The following is a 20,656-nucleotide window of genomic DNA, read 5'->3' on the forward strand; positions in this document are numbered from 1 at the left end:
GGTGGAGGGGGCGGCGAACGAGCCGAGGGCGCGCTGTCCGGGCTCCTGGAAGACGAGGCCCGTCGCGAACCGGGTGACCCGGTTCAGGAGCGTCTGGAAGACGCCCTCGCTGAGGATCTGCGGCAGGTTGCCGCGCAGGATCTCCAGGAGGCCGCTGCTCCACACGAAGAACACCGGGTCCGCGCCCGCGGCCGTGTACACGGGGTCGAGCCGCTCGGCCGTCGCGAAGCCGAGCTCGTCGTCGATGAGGCCGCCGTGGAAGTGCAGGACGACGCGCGGCCGGCCCTTCAGGCGGGCGACGAGCGCGTCGATGTCGTCGGTGGTGGTCGAGGCGAGCCGCCCGCTCGTCCCGGTGTGGATGCAGCGCGTGCGGGAAGGGTGCATGTCCGAACCTCCGGCCCGCCCGAGCCTTCCGCAGCCTTCTGCGGAACCCCCTGTGCTCCTGGCGGGAGCCCACCGTAGAACCGCGGGGGGCGCCGCGTCCCCGGGGGCGGGCCCAGGGATTACCCCGGGAAACGGCCCCCGCGTGTCCCCGTGCGCCCTCTCGTGCCTCCTGGGGCGGCGCCGCCCCGGAGCGGTGCCTTCCATGGGGCGGCGCCTTCCATAGGGCATCGCCGCACGCGCTGCCAAGCGATCGGCCGGTTCGTCATGCTCCCGCGTGACGCGCCGCGCACGGCGGCGGCGGGCTCGGGACAATGCCGCCATGGCTGACGACTGGAAGCGTCAGATCGACGCGCTGCACGACGAGTTGGTCCGCCGTGACGACCCGGCCGCGTGGGTCAGCGAGGCCGACGCGGTGGACGCCTCGTATCTGTATCCGCATCTCGCGGTGCGCGGCCCCGTCTTCGGCCTTGCCGCGCGGGAGGCCGGGGACCCGGCGCCGTGGCGGCTGCTCAGCGACGTCGCGGACGGCACCCCGCAGCAGGCGCGGGACGCGCTGAACTCCTTGCTGTGGTTCCGGGCCAAGGACGCCGCCGACGGGCGGGCCCAGCGCCGCCAGCTGCTCACGGCCGTCGGCGCGCTCGAGCGGGAGCGCGTGAACGAGGTGACGGTGCTCGGCACCCGCTACCGGGTCGTGCGCGGCGAGGAGTTCGCGCGCGTCGGCGAGCGCGGCCTGGAACCGCCGCGGCCGACCGACCCCGAGCCCGCCGTGCCGTCGTGGGACGAGACGCCGTCGCCGCCGTCGCACGACGTGGGCTTCGCGCTCGACCCCGGCCGGGACTGCGGCCTCATGGCGGGCGCGTTACGGATCGCGCTGCGCGGCTTCGCGTACGTGGGCGACGACTACCCGGCGGCGACGCGCGAGGACGCGGAGCAGGCCGTGCGGGAGTACCCGGACGTGGTGCTGCTTCCGGTCAGTTTCGGGGTCGCCGAGCGGCACGGCGAGCGGTGGCGGCCGCGCGGCGCCCTGATGCCGACGCCGCACGACGCGCGGCGGCTCCTCGTGCACGGCCTGACCGAGTTCTGGCCTCTCCTGTACGACCTCGGCGAGGCCGACCGGGCCGCGTTCGCCCGCGCCGCCCACGAGTTCAAGGCGGCCGGGCGCGCGAACGAGGTCGTCGTGGGCGACCAGTGCTTCCGGATCTGCCGCGTGGAGCGCATGGTCCGGGTCGGCCCCGGCGGCCCCGAGCCCGCGCGCCCGTCGGACGTGGAGACGACGGAGCCGATGAAGCTCCATCCGACGATGGACGAGGACGGGACGATCCACTACGACGACTGAGCGCGCGGCGCGTACGGCGCTGTGTGCGGCGGCCGCGTACGACGGCTGCGTACGGCGCTGGGTGCGACGGGGCTGCGTACGACGACTGCGTACGTGCCGTGTGCGACGGCTGAGCGCGCTCCGCGCCGCGGTGGCGGCCCCCGCGTCAGGCGATCCGGCGCGGGCGGCGGGCGGTGGCCGCGCGGGGCGTGCCGTCCGCGGCCAGCGCCGCGGCCATGCGGCGCACGGCCTCGCGCAGCGCATCGGCGGGCGCGGTGTACGGGATGCGCAGGCGCTGCTCGAAGACGCCCGGGTGGGCGGCGAAGCAGCCGCCGCTCTCGATCCGCACCCCGCCCGCCAGGGCCCGTTCGGCCAGGGCCGACGCGACCGGCTCGCCGAGGTCGACCCAGAGCGAGAGGCCGCCGGGCGGCGGGCGCCAGGTCCAGTGCGGCAGGTGCTCGGTGAGGGCGGCGCCGAGGGCGGCACGCTGGGCGCGCAGCCGGGCGAGCCGGGGCGGCAGGAGTTCCCCGGCGCGGTCGAGCAGGCGCAGGGCGAGGAGCTGGTCCACCACGGATCCGCCCAGGTCGTTGGCCATGCGCTGCCCGGCGAGTTCGGTCACCACCTGCGTGGGGGCGCGCAGCCAGCCGATGCGCAGGCCGCCCCAGTGGCTCTTGCTCATCGAGCCGACGGTGATGACCCGGCCGCCGCCCCCGGGCCTGGCGAGCGAGGCGAAGGGCGGCGGGGCGGGGACGTCGAGGGCGAGGTCGGTGAGGGTCTCGTCGACGACGAGCCAGGTGCCGGAGCGCTCGGCGGCGCGCAGCACGCGGACCCGCTCGTCGGCGGGCATGAGGCAGCCGGTCGGGTTGTGGAAGTCGGGGACGAGGAAGGCCAGGTGCGGCGCCACCTGCCGCAGCGTCGACTCGACGGTCCCGATGTCCCAGCCGGTGTCGGTCACCGGGACGGAGACGGTGCGCAGCCGGGCGCGGCGCAGGGACTCCAGGGCGTTGGGGTAGGACGGGTTCTCGACCAGGACGCGGTCGCCGGGGCGGCACAGGAGTCCCACGGTCAGCGTGAGCGCGTGCTGGGCCCCGGCGGTCACCAGGATCTGCTCGGGCACGGTGGCGAGGCCCCGCCGGGTGAAGCGGTCGGCGACGGCCGCGCGCAGCTCGGGGAGGCCGTAGGGGTGGTAACCGGGGGTGTCCGCGTGTTCGGCGAGTTGCGGGGCGATGTGCGTGAGCGCGTCGACGAGCGTCCGTTCGGGGAATCCGGGGGCGGCCCGCGCGAGGTCGATGGCGGCGTCCGGTGCCGCGAGGACCCGCGCGATGCCCCGGGGCGTACGGCTCGGGGGCAGGGCCGTCCAGGTGCCCGCGCCCTGGCGGCTGTGGGCGTGGCCGCTCTCGCGCAGCAGGTCGTAGGCGGCGGTGACGGTGGCCCTGCTGGTGCCGATGGCGGCCGCGAGCTCCCGTTCGGCCGGGAGCCTGACGTGCGGCGCGACCCTGCCGTCGAGGATCAGCGCGCCGATCCCTCCCGCGAGGTGCCGGAAGGCGGGCTTCACGCCCGTCAGGTCGGGCAGCATCGCGGCCAGTTGCCGGCCGCCCAGGGTTCCGCCCGCGCGTCCTGACCGGTCTCCGTGCGCCGCTGGAGATCGCCGAGCGATTCCGACCACTCCCCCACGATTGGTCATGTCGTACCGGCCGATCAATGTACAGACTCGCCGCCCATGACCTCGCGACACCTCGGCGGGCGCCGTACGCCCACGACCGCACGGCGTGCGTCCGCGCCGCCCCTGGCCTATGTCCCCCTCGGCGAGCGCCCGCTGCGGCGGCTCCCCCAGCTCCTGCTCGGGCTCGCGCTGTACGGCTTCAGCATCGCGGTCCTGATCCGGGCCTCGCTGGGCGCGAACCCCTGGAGCGTGCTGCACGAAGGCGTGGCGCGGCGCACTCCGCTGAGCTTCGGCGGGGCCAACGCGGTCCTGGGTGTGCTCGTGCTCCTGCTGTGGATTCCCCTCAGGCAGCGGCCGCGCCTCGGGACGGTCGCCAACGTCGTGGTCGTGGCGGTCATGTCGGACGTCGGGCTCGCGCTCGTGCCCGCGTACCAGGACCTGCTCGTCCGGGCGGGCCTGCTCGGCGGCGCGGTCGTCCTCAACGGGCTCTCCGTGGCCGTCTATGTCGGCGCGCGGCTCGGCCCCGGTCCCCGCGACGGCCTGATGACCGGCGCCGCCGAGGTGACGGGCCGGTCCCTGCGGTTCGTGCGCACCCTGATCGAGCTGACCGTGCTCGCGGCGGGCTGGCTGCTCGGCGGGACGGTGGGCGCGGGGACGGTTCTGTACGCGGTGGCGGTGGGGCCGGTCACCCAGGTCTTCGTCGCGCGCGCCGCCTATCGGGGCGTCGGCGAGGCGCCCGTACGCGACACGCCCTCGCCCGCACGCGACACGCCCTCGCCCGCACGCGGCGCATCCTCGCCCCCACGCGACACACACCCGTCACCCCGAACCCGCCCATTCCGCCGTAACCGCATGAAACGCCTGTAACGGACAGTGGTGTCGGTGTCCGGGTGACCGGACAAAGCCGCACCGTCCGGATACCGGTTCCCGCCATCTATCCGGGTTGCGGCCCCTGCCCGGCTTCTGGTTCCGTCGCGCGGGCGACACTTGAACCGCGGCCCGACCGCCTGCCCGACCCGACGGAGTGCTGATGACCACCGAACCAAAGACGCCGACCTCGCCCGCCTGGGTCAACTCGACTCCCCCCGCGGCCCGTTGGCTGCGCCGGCCCCAGCCGCGGCCGGGGGCCCGCACCACCCTGGTGTGCTTCCCGCACGCGGGCGGCACCGCCTCCTTCTTCCTGCCGTGGGCGAGCCTGCTGCCCCTGGACGTGGAGTTGGTCGCCGTGCAGTACCCGGGCCGTCAGGACCGCCTCGCGGAGCGGCCCTTCACGACCATGACCGAGCTCGCCGACGCCGTCACGGAGATCCTGCGCACCAGCCTGCGCACCGACCGCGACGTCGTCTTCTTCGGCCACAGCATGGGCGCGGCGCTCGCCTGGGAGACGGCACTGCGCCTGGAGGCGGGACCGGGTCCCGCGCCGCGGCAGGTCTTCGTGTCGGGCCGTCAGGGCCCGCGCCTCATGCGCCCCGGCACGGTGCACCTGCTGCCGGAGGAGGGGCTCGTCGAGGAGGTGCGGAAGCTGGGCGGCACCGACCCGCAGCTCCTTGCGGACCCGGACGTGCGCGAGATGGTGCTCCCCGCCATCCGGGCCGACTACCGGCTCATCGAGACCTACCGCCCCGACCTGACCGCCCGACTCCGCTGCCCGCTCGGCGTGTTCACCGGCGACGAGGACATCGAGGTGTCGCCCGAGGACGTGGAGGCGTGGCGCGAGGCGAGCAGCGGTGACTTCTCCGCGGAGGTGCTGCCCGGCGACCACTTCTACCTCGCCACGCAGCCGGGCCGGATCATCTCGTCCATGTTCGGCACCCGGTACGGCGCCGAACACGGGCGCGCGGGCGAGGAGTCGACGGCGCCGGGCGACCACGGCGGCCCCGCGCGTCCGTGAGCGGGTCACGCCCGGCGTCGGGGGGCGGCGCGTGGTCGTGCCGTGCCTCGGCGGGGGCGCCGCAGGGGTGCGGGAGCGCCGTCGGGGCGTGGAGGGCGGAGAAGCGCATCCGGGCATGGGACTGCGCCACGAGGGCCCGGGGCAACCCGAGTTGCCGCCCTCGCGTCCCGCGCGCGTCCGCCCGGCTATGCCAGCGGTGCCGTCACCCCCTGCCGTCCCGCCCGTATACCAGCGGGCAGTTGACCGTCCGGACGGTGAGCGAGCACGCCGAGCGTGGGCGCCGGGGCGGGCACGGCCCATCCCGACGGACAGATGCACTCCACCCTGCCGCAGTACGGGCAGACGGGAACCTTGGTCGTCATGAACGGCACTATGCCCTGCCGAAGTCAAGATTCCGTTAGAACCTGATGATTATCGGCTCTCACGTTCCGCCACGTGCCTTCACCATCCGGTCACCCCGCACAGCGTATTCGGCCATCAGCGCAACGCCGGACGGACCTGACCCCCTCCGTTTTAAGGTGACCATGTGACCGAAAAACACCGTCGTGTGACCGAAACGTGGGGACCTGGTGACGCAGGGGTATTACGGCTGCCGTCGGGCCGGCTAGTGCGCGGACGCGGTCTGCGCCGGCCGCTTCCCGAAGGCCCCGAACCGGCGTTCGCCGTCTATCTCCTGGGCAAGCCCGCGCCCGCGGTCGACTGGGAGGCGCGCTGGCTGCGGTGGCCCGACTTCCGGCTGCCGTCGGACCGGGAGCAGACGCGGCAGGCGCTCGCCGAGGCGTGGGCGCGGGCGGCCGTCGAGCGCGTCGAGATCGCGTGCGGCGGGGGCGTCGGCCGCACCGGGACGGCGCTCGCGTGCCTCGCCGTCATCGACGGCGTGCCGCCGGGGCGGGCGGTGGCGTACGTCCGCGAGCACTATCACCGGCGGGCCGTGGAGACGCCGTGGCAGCGTCGCTTCGTACGTGACTTCCGCGTGGACTCGACGACGCCGCCGCCCTGAGGCACCCTCAGTTCACCCTCTTCCGCCCTCAGTCGTCGAGGGCTTCGAGCGTGGCGTCCAGGTCCACGGACCTGGGCTTGTTGTGCGGGAGCAGGGACAGGACGCGGGCCATGCCGCAGGTGTCGGTGACCGCAGAGAAGACCAGGCCGCCCGCGACGCCCGCGGCCAGCCAGCGGGCCCGCGGCCGCAGCAGTCCGACGGCGAGCCCCGTCAGGACGAGGGCCCCCGCGGCGAACCGGACTTGGCGCTCCATGGACCAGGTGGCGCGGGCGCCCGCGACGCGCTGGACGTCGTACCCGTGCCGTGACCAGCCGGTGGTGCCGCCGGTCAGGCTCGCGGCGGTGATGCCGTGCTCGGCCAGCGTGGCGCAGGCGGTGGCGGACCGGACTCCGGACGCGCACACCAGGAGCAGGTCGCGGCGGGCGGCGGCGCTCTTCAGGGCGGGCAGGGCGGCCGTGAGGTGGTCGAGGGGGATGTTGTGGGCGCCGGGCAGGTGTCCTCCGGCGTATTCGCCGGGGGCGCGTACGTCGATGACCATCAGCTCGGCCAGGCGGGTCCAGGCCTGCTCGGGGCCGATTTCGGTGGGGGACGTCATGGTGGTTCTCCTGTTCGTCACGGCGGTGCGCACCCTTCGCTACGGTACCCGCAGGGGTATGTCGGGGCGGGACGCCCGGGACCGGGCAGCACCGAGGAGCGTCGTGTGGAACTGACGATGGCGGCTGAGGAACTCAAGACCGCGGTGAACCGGCTGCGCCGGGCACAGGGGCAGATCTCCGGCGTGATCCGGATGATCGAGGAGGGGCGCGACTGCGAGGAGGTCGTCACGCAACTGGCCGCCGCGTCCAAGGCGTTGGACCGGGCGGGGTTCGCGATCATCGCCACGGGGCTGCAGCACTGTCTGGCCGACTCGGGCCCGGCGGAGGACGGCGACCGGGAGCGGATGCGGGCGCGGCTCGAGAAGCTGTTCCTGTCGCTGGCCTGAGCGGGGGCCGCGGCGGCCCGGGGCCGGCCCGGGCGTGGGCGTGGGCCGGGGAGCCGTCAGCCCGCGGCGCGCACCACCGCGTCGACCAGCATCGCGCCCGCCACCACGAGCAGCACTCCGGCGAACGTACGCCGCAGCGCGTCGCCCGAGAGGCGGGACGCGAGGCGCTTGCCGTCCCAGGCGCCGAGGACGGCCGCGCCGGTGAAGGGCGCGACGACCGCCCAGTCGAGGCCCGTCGTGGTGGAGCCGCGGGTGGCGAGGGAGGCCAGGGAGTTGACCGCGATGACGAGCAGGCTGGTGCCGGTCGCGGCCCGCATCTCGAACGCGAGGACGCCGACGAGGGCGGGCACGACGAGGAACCCGCCGCCGACGCCGAGCAGCCCGGTGAGCGCCCCGAGCCCGGCCCCCACCGCACCGGCCCGCCCCGGCCGCACGCCGCGAGCCGAGTTCCCGGTGGTGCGGTCGGATCGAGTGGGGCGCACCCGATCACGGACGGCCCGCCCGAGGTGAGCCCGAGCCGCCCCCGCATCGCCCTCCCCTCCCGCCGACAGCCCCGCCGCAGGGCCACCGAGGCCAGCGCCAGCCGACCGATCCCCAGCGGCCCCGTCAGATCGACTGCGACGTACCCAATCGCGAATGACACGCCTGAGGTGAGCGACGGCCGACGGCCGCCCCGACCCCACATCACCCACCCCACCCGCCGACAGCCCCGCCACAGGACAACCAGACCGGACGTTGCCCGACGACCTCGCCGCAAGGCCACCGAGGCCAGCCCCAGCCGACCGGTCCCCAGCAGCCCCGTCAGATCGACTACGACGTACCCAATCACGAATGACACGCCTGAGGTGAGCGTGGACCGACGGCCGCCCCGACCCCACATCACCCACCCCACCCGCCGACGGCCCCTCCGTAGGGCAGTCAGGTCGGACGTTGCCCGACGGCTCCGCCGATTCCGTCGACCCCGCCCCCGCCGCCCGCGCAGGCCTCCCCACCTCCGATCCCGCCGCCCGCGTAAACCCCTCAACCCCCGATCCCGTCCCCGACCCCACCGCCCCCGAAGCCGTCCCCGAAGTCGCCGTCCCCTCCCCCAGAGCCCCGCGCGGGCGCAGCATCAGTGCTGCCGCCAATGCCGCGACCGCGGCGAACGCTGCTGTCAGGGTGGCTTGGGGGAGGTGGCCCGCGACGGCGCCCGCCGCTGCGGCCGGTGGGATTCCGGCGGCGGCGAACAGGCCGCCGGCGCGCCAGCGGACGTGGCCCGCGCGGGCGTGGGCGTACAGCGCGCTGGCGGAGGTGGCGGCGACGATCAGGAGCCCCGCCGTGGTGGCGTCGGCCGGGGTGAAGCCGAGGCCGTAGATCAGCGCGGGCACCGCGAGCATGCTGCCCCCGCCGCCGAGTCCGCCGAGCGCGAGGCCGACCACCGCGCCGGAGACCAGGGCCAGGACGAGCACGCTCACGTCGGGGCGCCCCACCGCGCACCCACCATCGGGAGGCCGGCCGCACCCGCCGCGTCGAAGGCGTCGTCGACGGCGACCACGCGCCGCCCGGCGGCGTCGAGGAAGGAGGCGCCGATCGCCGCGCGCATGCCGCTGCCGCAGTGCACCCACACCTCGCCGCCCGGCACGTCGCCGATGCGGCGGGGCAGTTCGTGGAGGGGGACGTGCACGGATCCGTCGACGTACCCGGTGGCGCGCTCGGCGTCGCGGCGCACGTCGAGGACCACCACGCCGTGGCCATCGGCGCGGGCGGCGGCGAGCGAGGCGAACGTGCCGCGCGGGAAGGAGGCGAGCCGTTCGCCCGCGAGCACCCATGACTGCGGCGCGCCGGTGGCGCAGGCGGCGGGCCGGTCGATGCCGACGCGCACGAGTTCCCGCTGGGCGTCGGCGATCCGCGCGGGCGTCCCGGCGAGCAGGGTGACGGGCTTGCCCCACGGGATGAGCCAGGCCAGATAGGTGGCGAGCCCGCCGTCGCCCTCGAAGTTGACCGCGCCCGTGACGTGCCCGGCGGCGAAGGCAACGCGGCCCCGCAGGTCCACGACCCACTCGCCGGCCGCGAGGCGCGCCGCGATGTCCGCGGCGTCGGCGGGCCGCGGCGGGGTCAGGTCGACCGGGGCCGGGCCCGCCGCGTTGGCCGGGGCCATGTGCGCGTAGTACGCGGGCACGTCGTCGAGCCCGGCGAGCAGCGCCGCGACGAAGGCGTCGACGTCCTGGGTGAGCGCGGGGTTGCAGGACCGCTCCGCGCCGACGGTGGTCGCGTGGCCCTCGGCGCGGGCCGACGCACAGAAGCTCCCGAAGCCGTGGGTCGGCAGGACGCGGACCGCGTCGTCGAGGGCGTCCGCGAGGCGGCGCGCGGAGGCGTGCTGGGCGCGCGCCAACCGCTCGGTGAGCCGCGGCTCCACCAGGTCGGGCCGCCCCACGGTGCCGATGAGCAGGGACCCGCCGGTGAACGCCGCCACGGCGCGGCCGCGCTCTTCGAGGACGTACGCGGTGTGGTGCGGGGTGTGGCCGGGCGTCGCCATGGCGCGCAGCACCAGGTCCTCGTCGACGGTCAGGGTGTCGCCGTCGGCGACGGAGGTGTGCGGGAAGGACACGGAGGCGCCCGCCGGCACGAGATAGGTGGCCCCGCAGACGCGGGCGAGCTCCAGGCCGCCGCTGATGTAGTCGTTGTGGACGTGGGTTTCGGCCACGTACGCGATGCGGACGCCGCGCCGGGCGGCGAGCGCGATGACCTGGTCGATGTCGCGCTGCGGGTCGACCGCGACGGCCGCGTTGGCGCCTCCGGCGAGATAGCTGTGGTTCCCCAGGCCCGTGAGCTCCAGGGTGTCTACGAAGTGCACGACGACGCCTCCTTCCCGACGGTATGGGTCGCATACCCAGGGGGGTATCGTCGACGCCCCGTCGGCGGGAGTTGGCGCGGTTCTTTCGCTCGCCGCCGTCTCCCGCCCCCGCGCGCGGGGGCGGGAGGCCCACGTCGGGCTCAGGCGCGGCGGAAGACCGCGACGGTGCGGGCGGGAACGCGGAAGGTGCCGGAACTCTCCGCGTACGCCGCGCCCTTGACCACGGCGTCGGCGCCCCGCGCCTGTGCGGGGTGGAGCGTGTACGCGCTGCCTGCGAGCGCCGCGACGCGCTGGCTGTGCTCCTGGGGCGTGGCGTTGAAGACGACCACCAAGTCACCGAGGCGCATCGTGATGACGCCGGGGGTCTCGTCCGGTGTGCCGGAGAGAGGGAAGGACAGCGTCGACTGGACCTGCTCGCGGGTCGCGAGCGCGAAGTCCGGCTCGGTGGCACGCAGTTTCAGCAGGTCGCGGTACGCGGCCGCCGCGCCGTCGATCTGCGCGCAGCCGGGCACGAGGGCCGGGTCCGCGAGCAGGGGCTCGGCGTAGGGCCACTTGTCCTTGTTGTCGGCAGCGGGCGGCAGACCGCGGCCGAAGCCGTTGCCGTCGGCGCAGCGCCAGTGGAGGGCGTTGAACCAGTCGCCGCTGTCGTACGAGTTGCGGTCGAGGGACTTGGAGCGGAGCAGGTCGCTGCCCGCCTGGGAGAGCGCCGGGCCCTGGGAGAGCGCGGCGGTGGCGAGGGCGATGACCTGCATGCGGGCCCGGTCGTCGGCGGAGGTGCCCTGGGGGAGCTTGTAGGCGAGGGCGTCGTAGAGGGTCTCGTTGTCGTGGGCGTCGACGTAGGCGAGCGCGTCGCCGGGGGCGGCGGCGTATCCGGCGGGGGCGCCGTTGTAGTCGACGTCCGCGCCCTTGACCTCGCGTCCGGAGGAGTCGGTGAAGCGGTAGGCGGCCAGGTTGCCGGTGAGGCCGACCTTGACGAGGTCCTGGTAGCGCAGGAGCCGGGCCTTCTGTTCGGCGCGGCTGCCGTTGGCGGGCGAGGAGTTGGGGTCGGTGTAGAGCCCGCTCGCGAAGCCCTGGACGCGCGGGTCGGCGTCGAAGGGGCCGCCGCCGCGCACCGCGTCGCGGGCGCGGTCGGAGAAGGTCGCGATGCCCGTGCCCGCCATGTTGCGCTGGGTGGCCTGCGGGAAGCGGGCGTCGTCGGCGACCTCGCCGAAGTTCCAGCCCTCTCCGTAGAGGACGATCTTCTTGCCGTCGACGCCGTCCTTCGCGGGCGTCAGGGCGTCGAGGGCCCTGCGCACCGCGAGGATGTTGGCCTTCGGGTGGTGGCCCATGAGGTCGAAGCGGAAGCCGTCGACCTTGTACGCGCGGGCCCAGGTGACGACCGAGTCGACGACCAGCTTGCCCATCATGGCGTTCTCCGGCGCGGTGCCGGCGCAGCATGTGGAGGTGGCGACGGAGCCGTCGGCGAGCAGGCGCTGGTAGTAGCCGGGCACGATCTTGTCGAGGACGGACCTGTCGGCCTGCCCGCTGGCGACGGTGTGGTTGTAGACGACGTCCATCACGGTGCGCAGGCCCGCGCGGTTGAGGCCCTGGACCATCTCGCGGAACTCGACGGTGCGGCGGGTGCCGTCGGGGTCGCCGGCGTAGCTGCCTTCGGGGACGGTGTAGTGCAGCGGGTCGTAGCCCCAGTTGTACGCGTCCTTCGCCGCGGTGCGGGCGACGCAGGCCTGCTGTTCGTCGGACGCGGGCCCGAAGGACGCCAAGTCGCAGTCGGGGTCGGCCTGTTCGGCGGCCTTCTCCGGGACGGTGCCGATGTCGAAGGCGGGCAGCAGGTGCACGTACGACGTGCCGGACTCGGCGAGCTTGCGCAGGTGCCGCATGCCGTCGGAGCGCGTGTCCGTGAACGCCCAGTACTTTCCGGGGTGCTTGGCGGTGCGGTCGCCGATCGAGAAGTCGCGGATGTGCAGCTCCTGGATGCGCGCCGCGCGCAGCGGGGTCGCCGGCGGCTTGCGCAAGTCCTTCCAGCCCTTCGGGGCGAGCTTCGGGTCGCGCAGGTCGACGACGAGGCTGCGGTCCGAGTCGGCGGTGAGGGCGGTCGCGTACGGGTCGGTGACCTTGTTCGTGACGACCTTCCGGACGCTGGGCGCCCACACCTTCACCACGTACCGGTACGGCTTGCCCGCCCAGCTCCTGGGGCCGCTCGCCGACCAGACGCCGGAGTCCGCGTCGCGGCGCATCGGCACCGTGCGGCCGCCGATGGCGAGCCGCACGTCCTGCGCGGTGGGCGCCCACACCGACAGGGAGGGCCGCCCGCGCGTGAACACCGGGCCGAGGCCGGCCCGGGTGGCGGCCCGGCTGTACAGGTCGTCGAGGACGCCCTGGGTCTGTACGCCGGTCGCGGCGCGCGCGGTGCCGTCGGCGTCGCGCAGGACCGCCGCGAGCTGGCCGGTCAGGGCGGTGCGGACCCGGTTCCGGTCGCGCGGGTCGACGCGGAAGGCGGCGTAGTCCTTCAGGTGCGGGTACGCCGCCCGCTGCGCGTCGGTGAGGCCGCCGGGGACCCGGTCCAGACGGATGCGGTGCGCCGGGCCGCGCACGTCGCCGCCGTCGGTGGTGAGGCCGCCGTCCCGCGCGTACAGGACCTCGGCGGCCTTGCCTTCGGCGCCGTCGCGGGGCCAGGCGAGGGTGGCACGGTCGAGCCACTGGGCCCTGGACGTCGTGAGGTCGAGCGCCGCCCGGGGTGCCGCCGGGGCCGGGGAGGCGAGGGGCACGGCGGCCGCGAGCAGCGCGAGGGCCACGGCCGCCGTCAGACAGGTGCGGGACATCAGCAGCTCCTCGCCCCGGTGTGCAGGGCGAGGGCGGTGTTCGGGGCCACGGACGCCGTGAACCGGCCCGAGCCGTCGACGGTGACGCTCCGGCCGCTCTGCACGTCGCAGTAGCCGCCCGCGGGCAGGGACGTCTGGAAGGTGCGGTCCACCGCCGCGCCCTCGTGGTTGACGACGACGTACGCCTTGTCGCCGCGCCCGAACGCGATGGCGTCGTTGCCGTTGTCCCACCAGTTCGTCACGCCCGTGCCGCGCGCGGTGTTGCGGAGCTTCACCATGCCGCGGATCTCGGGCCAGGCGTGCTGGCACTTCCAGCCGTCGCGGTAACAGGCGTCGACCCGGCCGCCGTTCGGGGGCCCGGCGTCGCGGTCGGTGAACTCGTAGCCGGAGTGCACGTCCGGGGCGCCGTACGGCCAGGCCAGCATGAACACATGGGCCAGGGTGTGGTCGGCGCCGTCCTTGTACGTGAGGGTGTCGCCGCCGCGCTCGGTGTCGTGGTTGGCGACGAACACCGCGGAGCTGTTCGAGGGCAGGTATCCCCAGCCCTCGCCGTAGTTCTTCAGGTACGCCAGCTTCTCGCCCTGGAAGACCCGCTTGAGGTCGCGCGCGTACCGGAACTCCTGCACGTCGCCGTTGCCGAGGTACTCGTCCGGCGCCACCGCCTCGCCCGCGCCGAAGATGGCCTCCTGCTTCCAGTAGGCGTTCGGTTCCTTCAGGCGGGACTTGATGTTCTTCAGGTCGCCCGCGGCCATGTGCTTGGCGGCGTCCACGCGGAACCCGTCGACGCCGAGAGTCAGCAGGTCGTTCAGGTACGCGGCGATCCGGCCGCGCACGTGGTCCTCGCCGGTGTCCAGGTCCGCGAGGCCGACGAGCTCGCACTCCTGGACGTCGAAGCGGTCCCGGTAGTTGGAGATCGGCGCGGTGCAGTTGTCGAAGTCGGGGCGTGAGTAGACGCCCGGATAGCCGTACTTGGTGTACGACGAGCCGCCCGTGCCGGTGCCGTCCCCGGCCGCCATGTGGTTGATGACGGTGTCGACGACGACCTTCACGCCCGCCGCGTGACAGGTGTCGACCATGCTCCTGAACGCGGCCCGGTCGCCGAGCCGTCCGGCGATCCGGTAGCTCACGGGCTGGTACGAGGTCCACCACTGCGACCCCTGGATGTGCTCCTGGGGCGGCGACACCTGGACGTAGCCGTAGCCGTCCGGGCCGAGCCGGTCGGTGCACGCCTTCGCCACCGAGCTGAACGTCCACTCGAAGAGCACGGCGGTGACGTCCTTGCCGCCGGGCGGCGCGGCCTCGGCCTGCGGGGCGGCGACGACGCTGCCGCCGACTGCCGCGCACAGGGCGAGCGTTACGACGTGCGCCGGTGCACGGCGCGAGCCGCTCCTCCGGGATATCAGGGGTGTCACGGGGGCCTCCTGAAGGTTCTTGCAGCAAACTTGCGGCTCAGTTTTCGCCCGTGACCGTACGGCGCTCAACAACCCCGGTCAACCCTTCGGACATGCCTCCGTCACACCGCTGAAATCCTTCACCTGCGCCGTGGAACCGCGCACGACCAGCTCCGGCTGGAAGACGAACTCGGTGCGCTGCACGGGGTTTCCCTCGATCTCCTCGACGAGGGCGCCCACCGCGGCCGACGCCATCGCCCGCACCGGCTGCCGCACCGTGGTCAGCGGCGGGTCCGTGAAGGCGATCAGCGGCGAGTCGTCGAAGCCCACCACCGAGAAGTCGCCGGGCACGCTGAGGCCGCGCTGGCGGGCCGCCCTGACCGCGCCGAGCGCCATCATGTCGCTGCCGCACACCACGGCCGTGCAGCCGCTGTCGAGCAGTGCGCCGGCCGCCGCGTGCCCGCCCTCGACCGTGAACAGCGTGCGCCGCACGAGCAGTTCGGCCTCCCCCTGCTCCAGGCCGAAGTGCTCGTGCAGGGCCGCCGCGAACCCCTCGGCCTTGCGCCGCGAGGGCACGTACCGGGTCGGCCCGATGGCGAGGCCGATCCGCTCGTGTCCCAGGTCCACCAGATGGCGCACCGCCATCCGCACGGCGGCCCGGTCGTCGGACGACACGAAGGAGACGGGGACGTGCTCGTTGTAGCCGTTGACGAGGACGAACGGCACGCCCCTGCCCGCGAGTCCGAGATAGCGCCCGGGGTCGGCCGTCGTGTCGGAGTGCAGTCCCGAGAGGAAGACGATGCCGCTGACGCCGCGCGCCTCCAGCTGCTCGACCAGCTCGTCCTCGGTGGCACCGCCCGGCAGCTGCGTGCACAGCATCGGCGTGTAGCCGTGCCCGGCGAGGACCTGCTCGATGACCTGCGCGAAGGCCGGGAAGATCGGGTTGGTGAGCTCGGGGATCACCAGGCCCACCAGGCCCGCGCTGCGCCGTTTCAGACGCAGCGGCCGCTCGTAGCCGAGGACGTCGAGCGCGGCGAGGACCCGGCGCCGGGTGGCGTCGGCCACGCCCGCCCTGCCGTTGAGCACGCGGCTCGCGGTGGCCTCGCTGACCTCGGCCTGGGCGGCGATGTCCGCGAGCCGCGGGGCGCCGCGCTCAACGTCACGAGGGCTCCGGTCGGCGTCCCGCGGCGGGGACGTCGTCACACCTCCCACCAGACGGTGGTGTCGGCGGGCAGGTTCACGAGACCGTCCACGGCTTCGACGACGTCGCCGCTCGAAAGGAGTGCCCGGCCGGGGGCCGGAATCCGCACCGCCGCGCCCGTGGTGTTGGCGGTGCACACGAATCCGTCGCGCCGGAACGCGAGGACGCCGTCGGGCGCGTCCAGCCACTCCAGCGCGTCGCCCGCGCCGAGCCCCGCCCGCGCACGCCGGACGGCGAGCGCCTCGCGGTACAGCTCCAGGGTCGAGCCGGGCACGCCGGTCTGCGCCTCGACGCTCAGCTCGCCCCAGCCGGACGGCTGCGGCAGCCAGCTGCCGCCGGACCCGAAGCCGTACGACGAGCCGTCCTTGGTCCAGGGGATCGGCACGCGGCAGCCGTCGCGGAACCCGTCCTGGCCCTGCGCCCGGTGGAACGACGGGTCCTGGCGGGCCTCGTCGGGCAGGTCGGTGACGTCGGGCAGGCCGAGCTCCTCGCCCTGGTAGAGGTACGCGGAGCCGGGCAGCGCCAGCATCAGGAGCGTCGCGGCCCGGGCGCGCCGCAGGCCGAGCTCCCGGTCCCCGGGGGTGCGCAGCTGGGTGCCGAGCCCCGGCTCGTTGGCGAAGCGGGTGGCGTGCCGGGTGACGTCGTGGTTGGACAGGACCCAGGTGGCGGGGGCGCCGACGGGGCGCATCGCGGAGAGGGAGCCGTCGATGACCGCGCGCAGCTCGGCGGCGTCCCAAGGGGTGCCCAGGTACTGGAAGTTGAAGGCCTGGTGCATCTCGTCGGGGCGCACGTACAGGGCGGTGCGCTCGACGGTCGGGGTCCACGCCTCGGCGACCAGGACCTTGTCGCCCGCGTACTCGGCGAGGACCTGCCGCCAGCTGCGGTAGATCTCGTGCACGCCGTCCTGGTCGAAGAACGGCATGGTGTCGTTGCCGAGCAGCTTCAGCTGGTCGCGGTGGCCGATGTCGGGCAGTCCCGCGGCCTTGACGAGGCCGTGGGCGACGTCGACGCGGAAGCCGTCGACGCCCATGTCGAGCCAGAAGCGCAGGATCGAGCGGAACTCGTCGCGTACGGCGGGGTGGTCCCAGTCGAAGTCGGGCTGCTCGGGGGCGAACAGGTGGAGGTACCACTCGCCGGGGGTGCCGTCGGGGTTCTCGGTGCGGGTCCAGGCGGGCCCGCCGAAGATGGACTCCCAGTCGTTGGGCGGGAGTTCGCCGCGCTCACCCTTGCCGGTACGGAAGTGGTAGCGGTCCCTGAGGGGCGAGCCCGGTCCTTCCTTGAGGGCGCGCCGGAACCAGTCGTGCCGGTCGGAGGAGTGGTTGGGCACCAGGTCGACGATGACGCGCAGGCCGAGCCCGTGCGCGTCGCGGATCACCGCGTCGGCGTCGTGGAGGGTGCCGAACATGGGGTCGATGGCGCGGTAGTCGGCGACGTCGTAGCCCGCGTCGGCCTGCGGCGACGCGTAGAACGGGCTGAGCCAGACGGCGTCGACGCCGAGGTCCTTCAGATAGGGCAGGCGGGCGCGGATGCCCGCCAGGTCGCCCATGCCGTCGCCGTCGCCGTCGGCGAAGCTGCGCGGATAGACCTGGTAGATCACCGCGTCGCGCCACCAGTCCGTACGCGTACCGGAGGCGGGGGCGGCGGGGGCAGCGAGGTCCTTGGTCATGTCGTCCCTGTGAGATGGAGGCAGAAGAGAGCGGCGGAGCGGAGAGCGGGGGCGGGCGTCAGGACTTCGTGGCCCCGGCCGTCAGGCCGGAGACGAGGTGGCGCTGCACCAGGCCGAAGATCACCGCGGCGGGCACGGCCACGATCACGGCGGCGGCCGTGAGCGAACCCCAGTCGCTGGTGTACTGGTTGACGAAGGTCTGCAGGCCGCCCGCGAGCGTCAGGTTCTCCTCGCCCGTCATGAAAGCGGAGGCGTAGGCGACCTCGGCCCAGCCGGTGATGAAGCTGTAGAAGGCGGTGACGGCGAGGCCGGGCTTGGCGAGCGGCAGGATCAGCCGCCAGAACGTGCCGAACGGGTTGAGCCCGTCCACGCGGCCCGCCTCGTCGATCTCCACCGGGATGGTGTCGAAGTACCCCTTCATCATCCAGGCGCTGAACGGCACCGCGATGGTCAGGTAGGTGAGGACCAGGCCCATGGGCTGGTTGAGCAGCTCCAGGCTCGCGAGCAGGTTGTACAGCGGCACGATGAGCACGGCGACCGGGAACATCTGGGTGATCAGGAGCAGCCACATCAGGGGGCGCATGCCGGGGAACCTGAACCGGCTGACGGCGTACCCGGTGGTCGCGGAGATGAACACGCCGATGACGGTGGTCAGGCCGACGACGAGCAGGGAGTTGACGACCCAGTCGAGGAACTTGGTCTCGTTGAGTACGTGGTCGTAGTTGCCGAGCGTGAAGTCCTTCACGAGGGCCGTGGAGAACGCCTCGCTCTCGGGCTTGAACGAGGTGACGAGCAGCCACAGCGGCGGAAGCACCGCGACGGCGCTGGCGATGAGCAGGGTCGTGTGCAGCGCGACGGACGCGAGCGGCCCGCGCTCGCCGCGCGCCCTGACCTTCTTCGGTGTCACGGAGGTCACCACACCTCTCCTTGCTTGCGGAGCGCGCGGCGGTAGACCACCGCGAAGAGCGAAAGGAGCAGCAGGATGAGCACGCCCCAGGCCGCGGACCCGGCGAAGTCGCGGGGGCTGACGACGAACGAGAGCCGGTAGGCGTACGTCACCAGGATCTCCGTGGCGTCGCCAGGACCGCCCCGGGTGAGCAGGAAGATCACCGGGAACATGTTGAAGGTCCAGATGGCGCTGATGAGGACCACGGTCGTGGCGACGGGCCTGAGCCCCGGCAGGGTCACGTACCGGAAGCGCTGCCAGGCGCTCGCGCCGTCCATCTCCGCGGCCTCGTACAGCTCGCCCGGGATGGACTGGAGCCCGCCGAGCATGGCGACCAGCATGAACGGCACGCCGAGCCAGACGTTGACGGCGATCACCGAGAGCTTCGCCCAGGTCGGGTCGTTCAGCCACGGGACCGCGTCGATGCCGCCGCCTTCGAGGATCTTGTTGAGGAGGCCCTTCTTCTCGTTGAAGAGCAGCCGCCAGGTGAAGACGGAGACGAACGCGGGCACCGCCCAGGGCAGGATCAGCGCCATCCGGTAGACGGAGCGGCCCTTGAGCTTGCGGTTGAGCATGTTCGCGAGGACGAGTCCGAGGGCGAACGACAGGGCGACGCAGGACACCGTCCAGACGACGGTCCAGGTCAGCCGGTCCCAGAAGACGCCGTCGTCGAGGATCGCCCGGTAGTTGTCGAGGCCCACCGACTCGTACGTCGCCGGGATGTGGTTGACGCCGATGGTCCGCTCGACGTTCGCCTCGTTGGCGTTCGTCGTCGAGAGGAAGACGCCGCGGGCCAGCGGATAGCCGACGATCACGCCGATGACGATCACCACGGGGGCGACCATGGCCCAGGCGTACCAGTGGGTGGTGAGCGTCCTGCGCAGGCGCCCCGGGTTCTTGCCGTGGCCGCGGGCGCGGCCGCGCTCGGCGGCCGCGCCCCGCTGTGCCTTCACGACCGGCCGGCCGCTGTCGACAGCCATGCCTACTTGTAGTCCTTCAGGAGCTTGCGGTACGCGTCGCCGATGCCCTTGGCGCCGTCGCCGGGCGAGGTGTCGCCGTTCAGGACCTTGCCCATCTGCAGCCGGATCGGCTCGAACAGGGAGTTGGCCTCGGGGATCCACGGCCGCTGCACGGACTTGTCGACGGCCGGCTTGAAGAACTGGACCATCTGGTTGCCCTTGACGGACTTGACCTCGTACACGGAGGTGCGGGTCGGAAGGAGGCTGAGCTTCTCGGTGGTCTGCTGCTGCACCTTCGCCGAGCTCATGTACTTGATGAACGCGTAGGAGGCGTCGAGGTTCTTGGAGCCCGCGTACGCGGCGAGGTTCCAGCCGCCCTGCGGCGAGGCCTGGCGCGCGCTGCCGCCGGGCACGGGCGCGACGCCCAGGTTGGCCTTGTCCTTCTTGAACTGCTTGCCCTGCAGGGCGCCCTCGATGGACCAGGGGCCGTCGAGGGCCATCGCGACGTCGCCGTCCTTGAAGGCGTTCAGCTGGTTGTTGTAGCCGTCGCTGGCGTCGGTGACCGCGGCCTTGGAGTCGACGAGGTCCTTCATGACCTTGAAGGCGGCCTCGCCCTCGGCGTCGTCGACGGTGATCTCCTTCTTCTTGGTGTCGAGGAGGTCACCGCCCTCGCCGTAGAGGTACGGCAGGTAGAAGTACGGGTCGTCGCCGCGCAGGTACAAGCCCGTCTTGCCGGACTTCGACTTGATCTTCTTGGCGGCGGACTTGACGTCGGCGAAGGTCTTGGGGACCGCGACGCCCGCCTGCTTGAGCATCTTCTTGTTGTAGAAGAGCGCGAGGGTGTCGATGGTCTGCGGAGCCGCGTAGGTCTTGCCCTTGAACTTGGTGCTCGCGGCGGCCTGCGGCAGGTAGTCGTCCGGCTTGTCGAGGGCGGCGGTGCCGTCGAGGGGCGCCAGGTAGCCGAGGTTGGCGAAGTCGGCGACCCAGGCGACCTCGGTGCGCATCACGTCGGGGGCACCGGAGTTGCCGCCCGCGGCGTTCTTGAACTTGGCGTTGGCCTCGCCGAACGGGACGCTGACGTAGTTGACCTTGACGCCCGGGTGCAGGTCCTCGAAGCCCTTGGCCAGCTTCTCGTACGTGCCCTTCTCCGCGTCGTTCGAGGTGTCCCAGAACGTCACGGTGCCGGAGAGCTTGCCGCCGCTCTTCTTCCCGCCGTCGCCGTCGTCGCCGCCGCACGCTGCCGCTGTCAACGTGAGGGCGGCGACCAGTGCGGTGGCCGCTGTGCCACGCCGCATGTGAACTCCTTCAACTGGTCCCGGAAAGGCCCGGGATGATCCCGGAATGACCCGCAGACGAGGGGAGACGAAGAGGTGCCTCCCGGGGCCGCACCAGGACCTGTCCGAGGGGTCGGCGCGGCGTCGGGCTGGCAGGAACGTAACAGGCTTGAAAACGTCTCGAAAGACCTTGCGGGAAATTTCTGCAAGAGACGGCAATCGTTACCGCCGCGTGTCCTGTCCATTACCGATGCGCCCCGGACCACCCATGCTCAGTTCTTGCTGCAAGCTTTCGCAAGACGTGGGCAAGACGCCGTCCGGCCTGTACAGTC

General features: G+C 73.3%; 16 protein-coding genes and 2 pseudogenes. 5 read left to right on the top strand and 13 right to left on the bottom strand.

Going from position 1 to position 20,656, the window contains the following annotated elements; all coding sequences use genetic code 11:
- The coding region (locus ACFWZ5_RS06300; protein ID WP_384890479.1) for a hypothetical protein at nt 1-384 on the bottom strand (384 nt) is incomplete at its 3' end.
- Nucleotides 385-703: 319 nt separating this feature from the next.
- Here ACFWZ5_RS06300 and ACFWZ5_RS06305 point away from each other — a divergent pair.
- Nucleotides 704-1,720, top strand: a complete 1,017-nt coding sequence (locus ACFWZ5_RS06305) for a DUF5954 family protein (protein WP_384802111.1) — start codon at nt 704-706, stop codon at nt 1,718-1,720.
- 145 nt (nt 1,721-1,865) lie between these two features.
- On the opposite strand, the gene ACFWZ5_RS06310 is transcribed toward ACFWZ5_RS06305, so the two are convergent.
- Complete coding sequence (locus ACFWZ5_RS06310) at nt 1,866-3,275, bottom strand: PLP-dependent aminotransferase family protein (RefSeq protein ID WP_384802114.1); 1,410 nt, start codon at nt 3,273-3,275, stop codon at nt 1,866-1,868.
- Between the two features lie 144 nt (nt 3,276-3,419).
- Here ACFWZ5_RS06310 and ACFWZ5_RS06315 point away from each other — a divergent pair, with 144 nt between their 5' ends.
- From ACFWZ5_RS06315 to ACFWZ5_RS06325, 3 genes are all read left to right on the top strand, one after another.
- A complete protein-coding gene (locus tag ACFWZ5_RS06315) occupies nt 3,420-4,229 on the top strand; it encodes a YitT family protein (RefSeq protein ID WP_384802117.1) in 810 nt (269 codons plus the stop codon).
- A 163-nt stretch (nt 4,230-4,392) separates the two neighbouring features.
- On the top strand, nt 4,393-5,253 hold the full coding sequence (locus ACFWZ5_RS06320; RefSeq protein ID WP_384802120.1) for a thioesterase II family protein: 861 nt from the start codon (nt 4,393-4,395) through the stop codon (nt 5,251-5,253).
- Between the two features lie 547 nt (nt 5,254-5,800).
- Complete coding sequence (locus tag ACFWZ5_RS06325; RefSeq protein WP_384802131.1) at nt 5,801-6,253, top strand: protein phosphatase; 453 nt, start codon at nt 5,801-5,803, stop codon at nt 6,251-6,253.
- Nucleotides 6,254-6,281: 28 nt separating this feature from the next.
- Here ACFWZ5_RS06325 and ACFWZ5_RS06330 read toward each other — a convergent pair whose 3' ends face one another.
- On the bottom strand, nt 6,282-6,848 hold the full coding sequence (locus ACFWZ5_RS06330; RefSeq protein WP_384802123.1) for a rhodanese-like domain-containing protein: 567 nt from the start codon (nt 6,846-6,848) through the stop codon (nt 6,282-6,284).
- A gap of 105 nt (nt 6,849-6,953) precedes the next feature.
- Here ACFWZ5_RS06330 and ACFWZ5_RS06335 point away from each other — a divergent pair, with 105 nt between their 5' ends.
- Entirely contained in the window at nt 6,954-7,235 is a 282-nt protein-coding gene (locus ACFWZ5_RS06335; protein WP_384802125.1) for a metal-sensitive transcriptional regulator, read from the top strand.
- A 56-nt stretch (nt 7,236-7,291) separates the two neighbouring features.
- On the opposite strand, the gene ACFWZ5_RS06340 is transcribed toward ACFWZ5_RS06335, so the two are convergent.
- From ACFWZ5_RS06340 to ACFWZ5_RS06385, 10 genes and pseudogenes are all read right to left on the bottom strand, one after another.
- Nucleotides 7,292-7,951 carry a sulfite exporter TauE/SafE family protein gene (locus ACFWZ5_RS06340; RefSeq protein ID WP_384890491.1) on the bottom strand — a complete coding sequence of 220 codons (660 nt, stop codon included), beginning with the start codon at nt 7,949-7,951 and terminating at the stop codon, nt 7,292-7,294.
- A gap of 261 nt (nt 7,952-8,212) precedes the next feature.
- A pseudogene (locus ACFWZ5_RS06345) lies at nt 8,213-8,689 on the bottom strand (TSUP family transporter); the annotation flags it as partial.
- Complete coding sequence (locus ACFWZ5_RS06350; protein ID WP_384794923.1) at nt 8,686-10,068, bottom strand: rhodanese-like domain-containing protein; 1,383 nt, start codon at nt 10,066-10,068, stop codon at nt 8,686-8,688. The pseudogene ACFWZ5_RS06345 and the gene ACFWZ5_RS06350, both read right to left, overlap by 4 nt.
- 140 nt (nt 10,069-10,208) lie before the next feature.
- Nucleotides 10,209-12,887, bottom strand: coding sequence for a pullulanase-type alpha-1,6-glucosidase (gene pulA / locus ACFWZ5_RS06355; RefSeq protein WP_384794925.1), 2,679 nt, complete (start codon nt 12,885-12,887; stop codon nt 10,209-10,211).
- A gap of 2 nt (nt 12,888-12,889) precedes the next feature.
- Nucleotides 12,890-14,233 (bottom strand): annotated as a pseudogene (locus ACFWZ5_RS06360) (alpha-amylase family protein); the annotation flags it as partial.
- Between the two features lie 144 nt (nt 14,234-14,377).
- Nucleotides 14,378-15,490 carry a LacI family DNA-binding transcriptional regulator gene (locus ACFWZ5_RS06365; RefSeq protein WP_384794927.1) on the bottom strand — a complete coding sequence of 371 codons (1,113 nt, stop codon included), beginning with the start codon at nt 15,488-15,490 and terminating at the stop codon, nt 14,378-14,380.
- Nucleotides 15,478-17,145: a glycoside hydrolase family 13 protein gene (locus tag ACFWZ5_RS06370; RefSeq protein ID WP_384794929.1), complete on the bottom strand. Its 1,668-nt coding sequence runs from the start codon at nt 17,143-17,145 to the stop codon at nt 15,478-15,480. Before ACFWZ5_RS06370 ends, ACFWZ5_RS06365 begins: the two co-directional genes overlap by 13 nt.
- Nucleotides 17,146-17,203: 58 nt before the next feature.
- Entirely contained in the window at nt 17,204-18,061 is an 858-nt protein-coding gene (locus ACFWZ5_RS06375) for a sugar ABC transporter permease (RefSeq protein ID WP_384794931.1), read from the bottom strand.
- On the bottom strand, nt 18,058-19,071 hold the full coding sequence (locus tag ACFWZ5_RS06380) for a carbohydrate ABC transporter permease (protein ID WP_384794933.1): 1,014 nt from the start codon (nt 19,069-19,071) through the stop codon (nt 18,058-18,060). Before ACFWZ5_RS06380 ends, ACFWZ5_RS06375 begins: the two co-directional genes overlap by 4 nt.
- Before the next feature lie 2 nt (nt 19,072-19,073).
- Nucleotides 19,074-20,345: an extracellular solute-binding protein gene (locus ACFWZ5_RS06385; RefSeq protein WP_384794935.1), complete on the bottom strand. Its 1,272-nt coding sequence runs from the start codon at nt 20,343-20,345 to the stop codon at nt 19,074-19,076.
- Between the last annotated feature and the right edge of the window lie 311 nt (nt 20,346-20,656).

Origin of the sequence: Streptomyces sp. NPDC059003 (assembly GCF_042740445.1) — a bacterium.
GTDB lineage: Bacteria > Actinomycetota > Actinomycetes > Streptomycetales > Streptomycetaceae > Streptomyces.

Coding starts and splice junctions, on each gene's coding strand:
- ACFWZ5_RS06310 (WP_384802114.1), bottom strand. CDS start 3,275: ATGCTGCCCGACCTGACGGGCGTGAAGCCCGCCTTCCGGCACCTCGCG.
- ACFWZ5_RS06315 (WP_384802117.1), top strand. CDS start 3,420: ATGACCTCGCGACACCTCGGCGGGCGCCGTACGCCCACGACCGCACGG.
- ACFWZ5_RS06330 (WP_384802123.1), bottom strand. CDS start 6,848: ATGACGTCCCCCACCGAAATCGGCCCCGAGCAGGCCTGGACCCGCCTG.
- ACFWZ5_RS06380 (WP_384794933.1), bottom strand. CDS start 19,071: ATGGCTGTCGACAGCGGCCGGCCGGTCGTGAAGGCACAGCGGGGCGCG.
- pulA (WP_384794925.1), bottom strand. CDS start 12,887: ATGTCCCGCACCTGTCTGACGGCGGCCGTGGCCCTCGCGCTGCTCGCG.
- ACFWZ5_RS06370 (WP_384794929.1), bottom strand. CDS start 17,145: ATGACCAAGGACCTCGCTGCCCCCGCCGCCCCCGCCTCCGGTACGCGT.
- ACFWZ5_RS06385 (WP_384794935.1), bottom strand. CDS start 20,345: ATGCGGCGTGGCACAGCGGCCACCGCACTGGTCGCCGCCCTCACGTTG.
- ACFWZ5_RS06320 (WP_384802120.1), top strand. CDS start 4,393: ATGACCACCGAACCAAAGACGCCGACCTCGCCCGCCTGGGTCAACTCG.
- ACFWZ5_RS06305 (WP_384802111.1), top strand. CDS start 704: ATGGCTGACGACTGGAAGCGTCAGATCGACGCGCTGCACGACGAGTTG.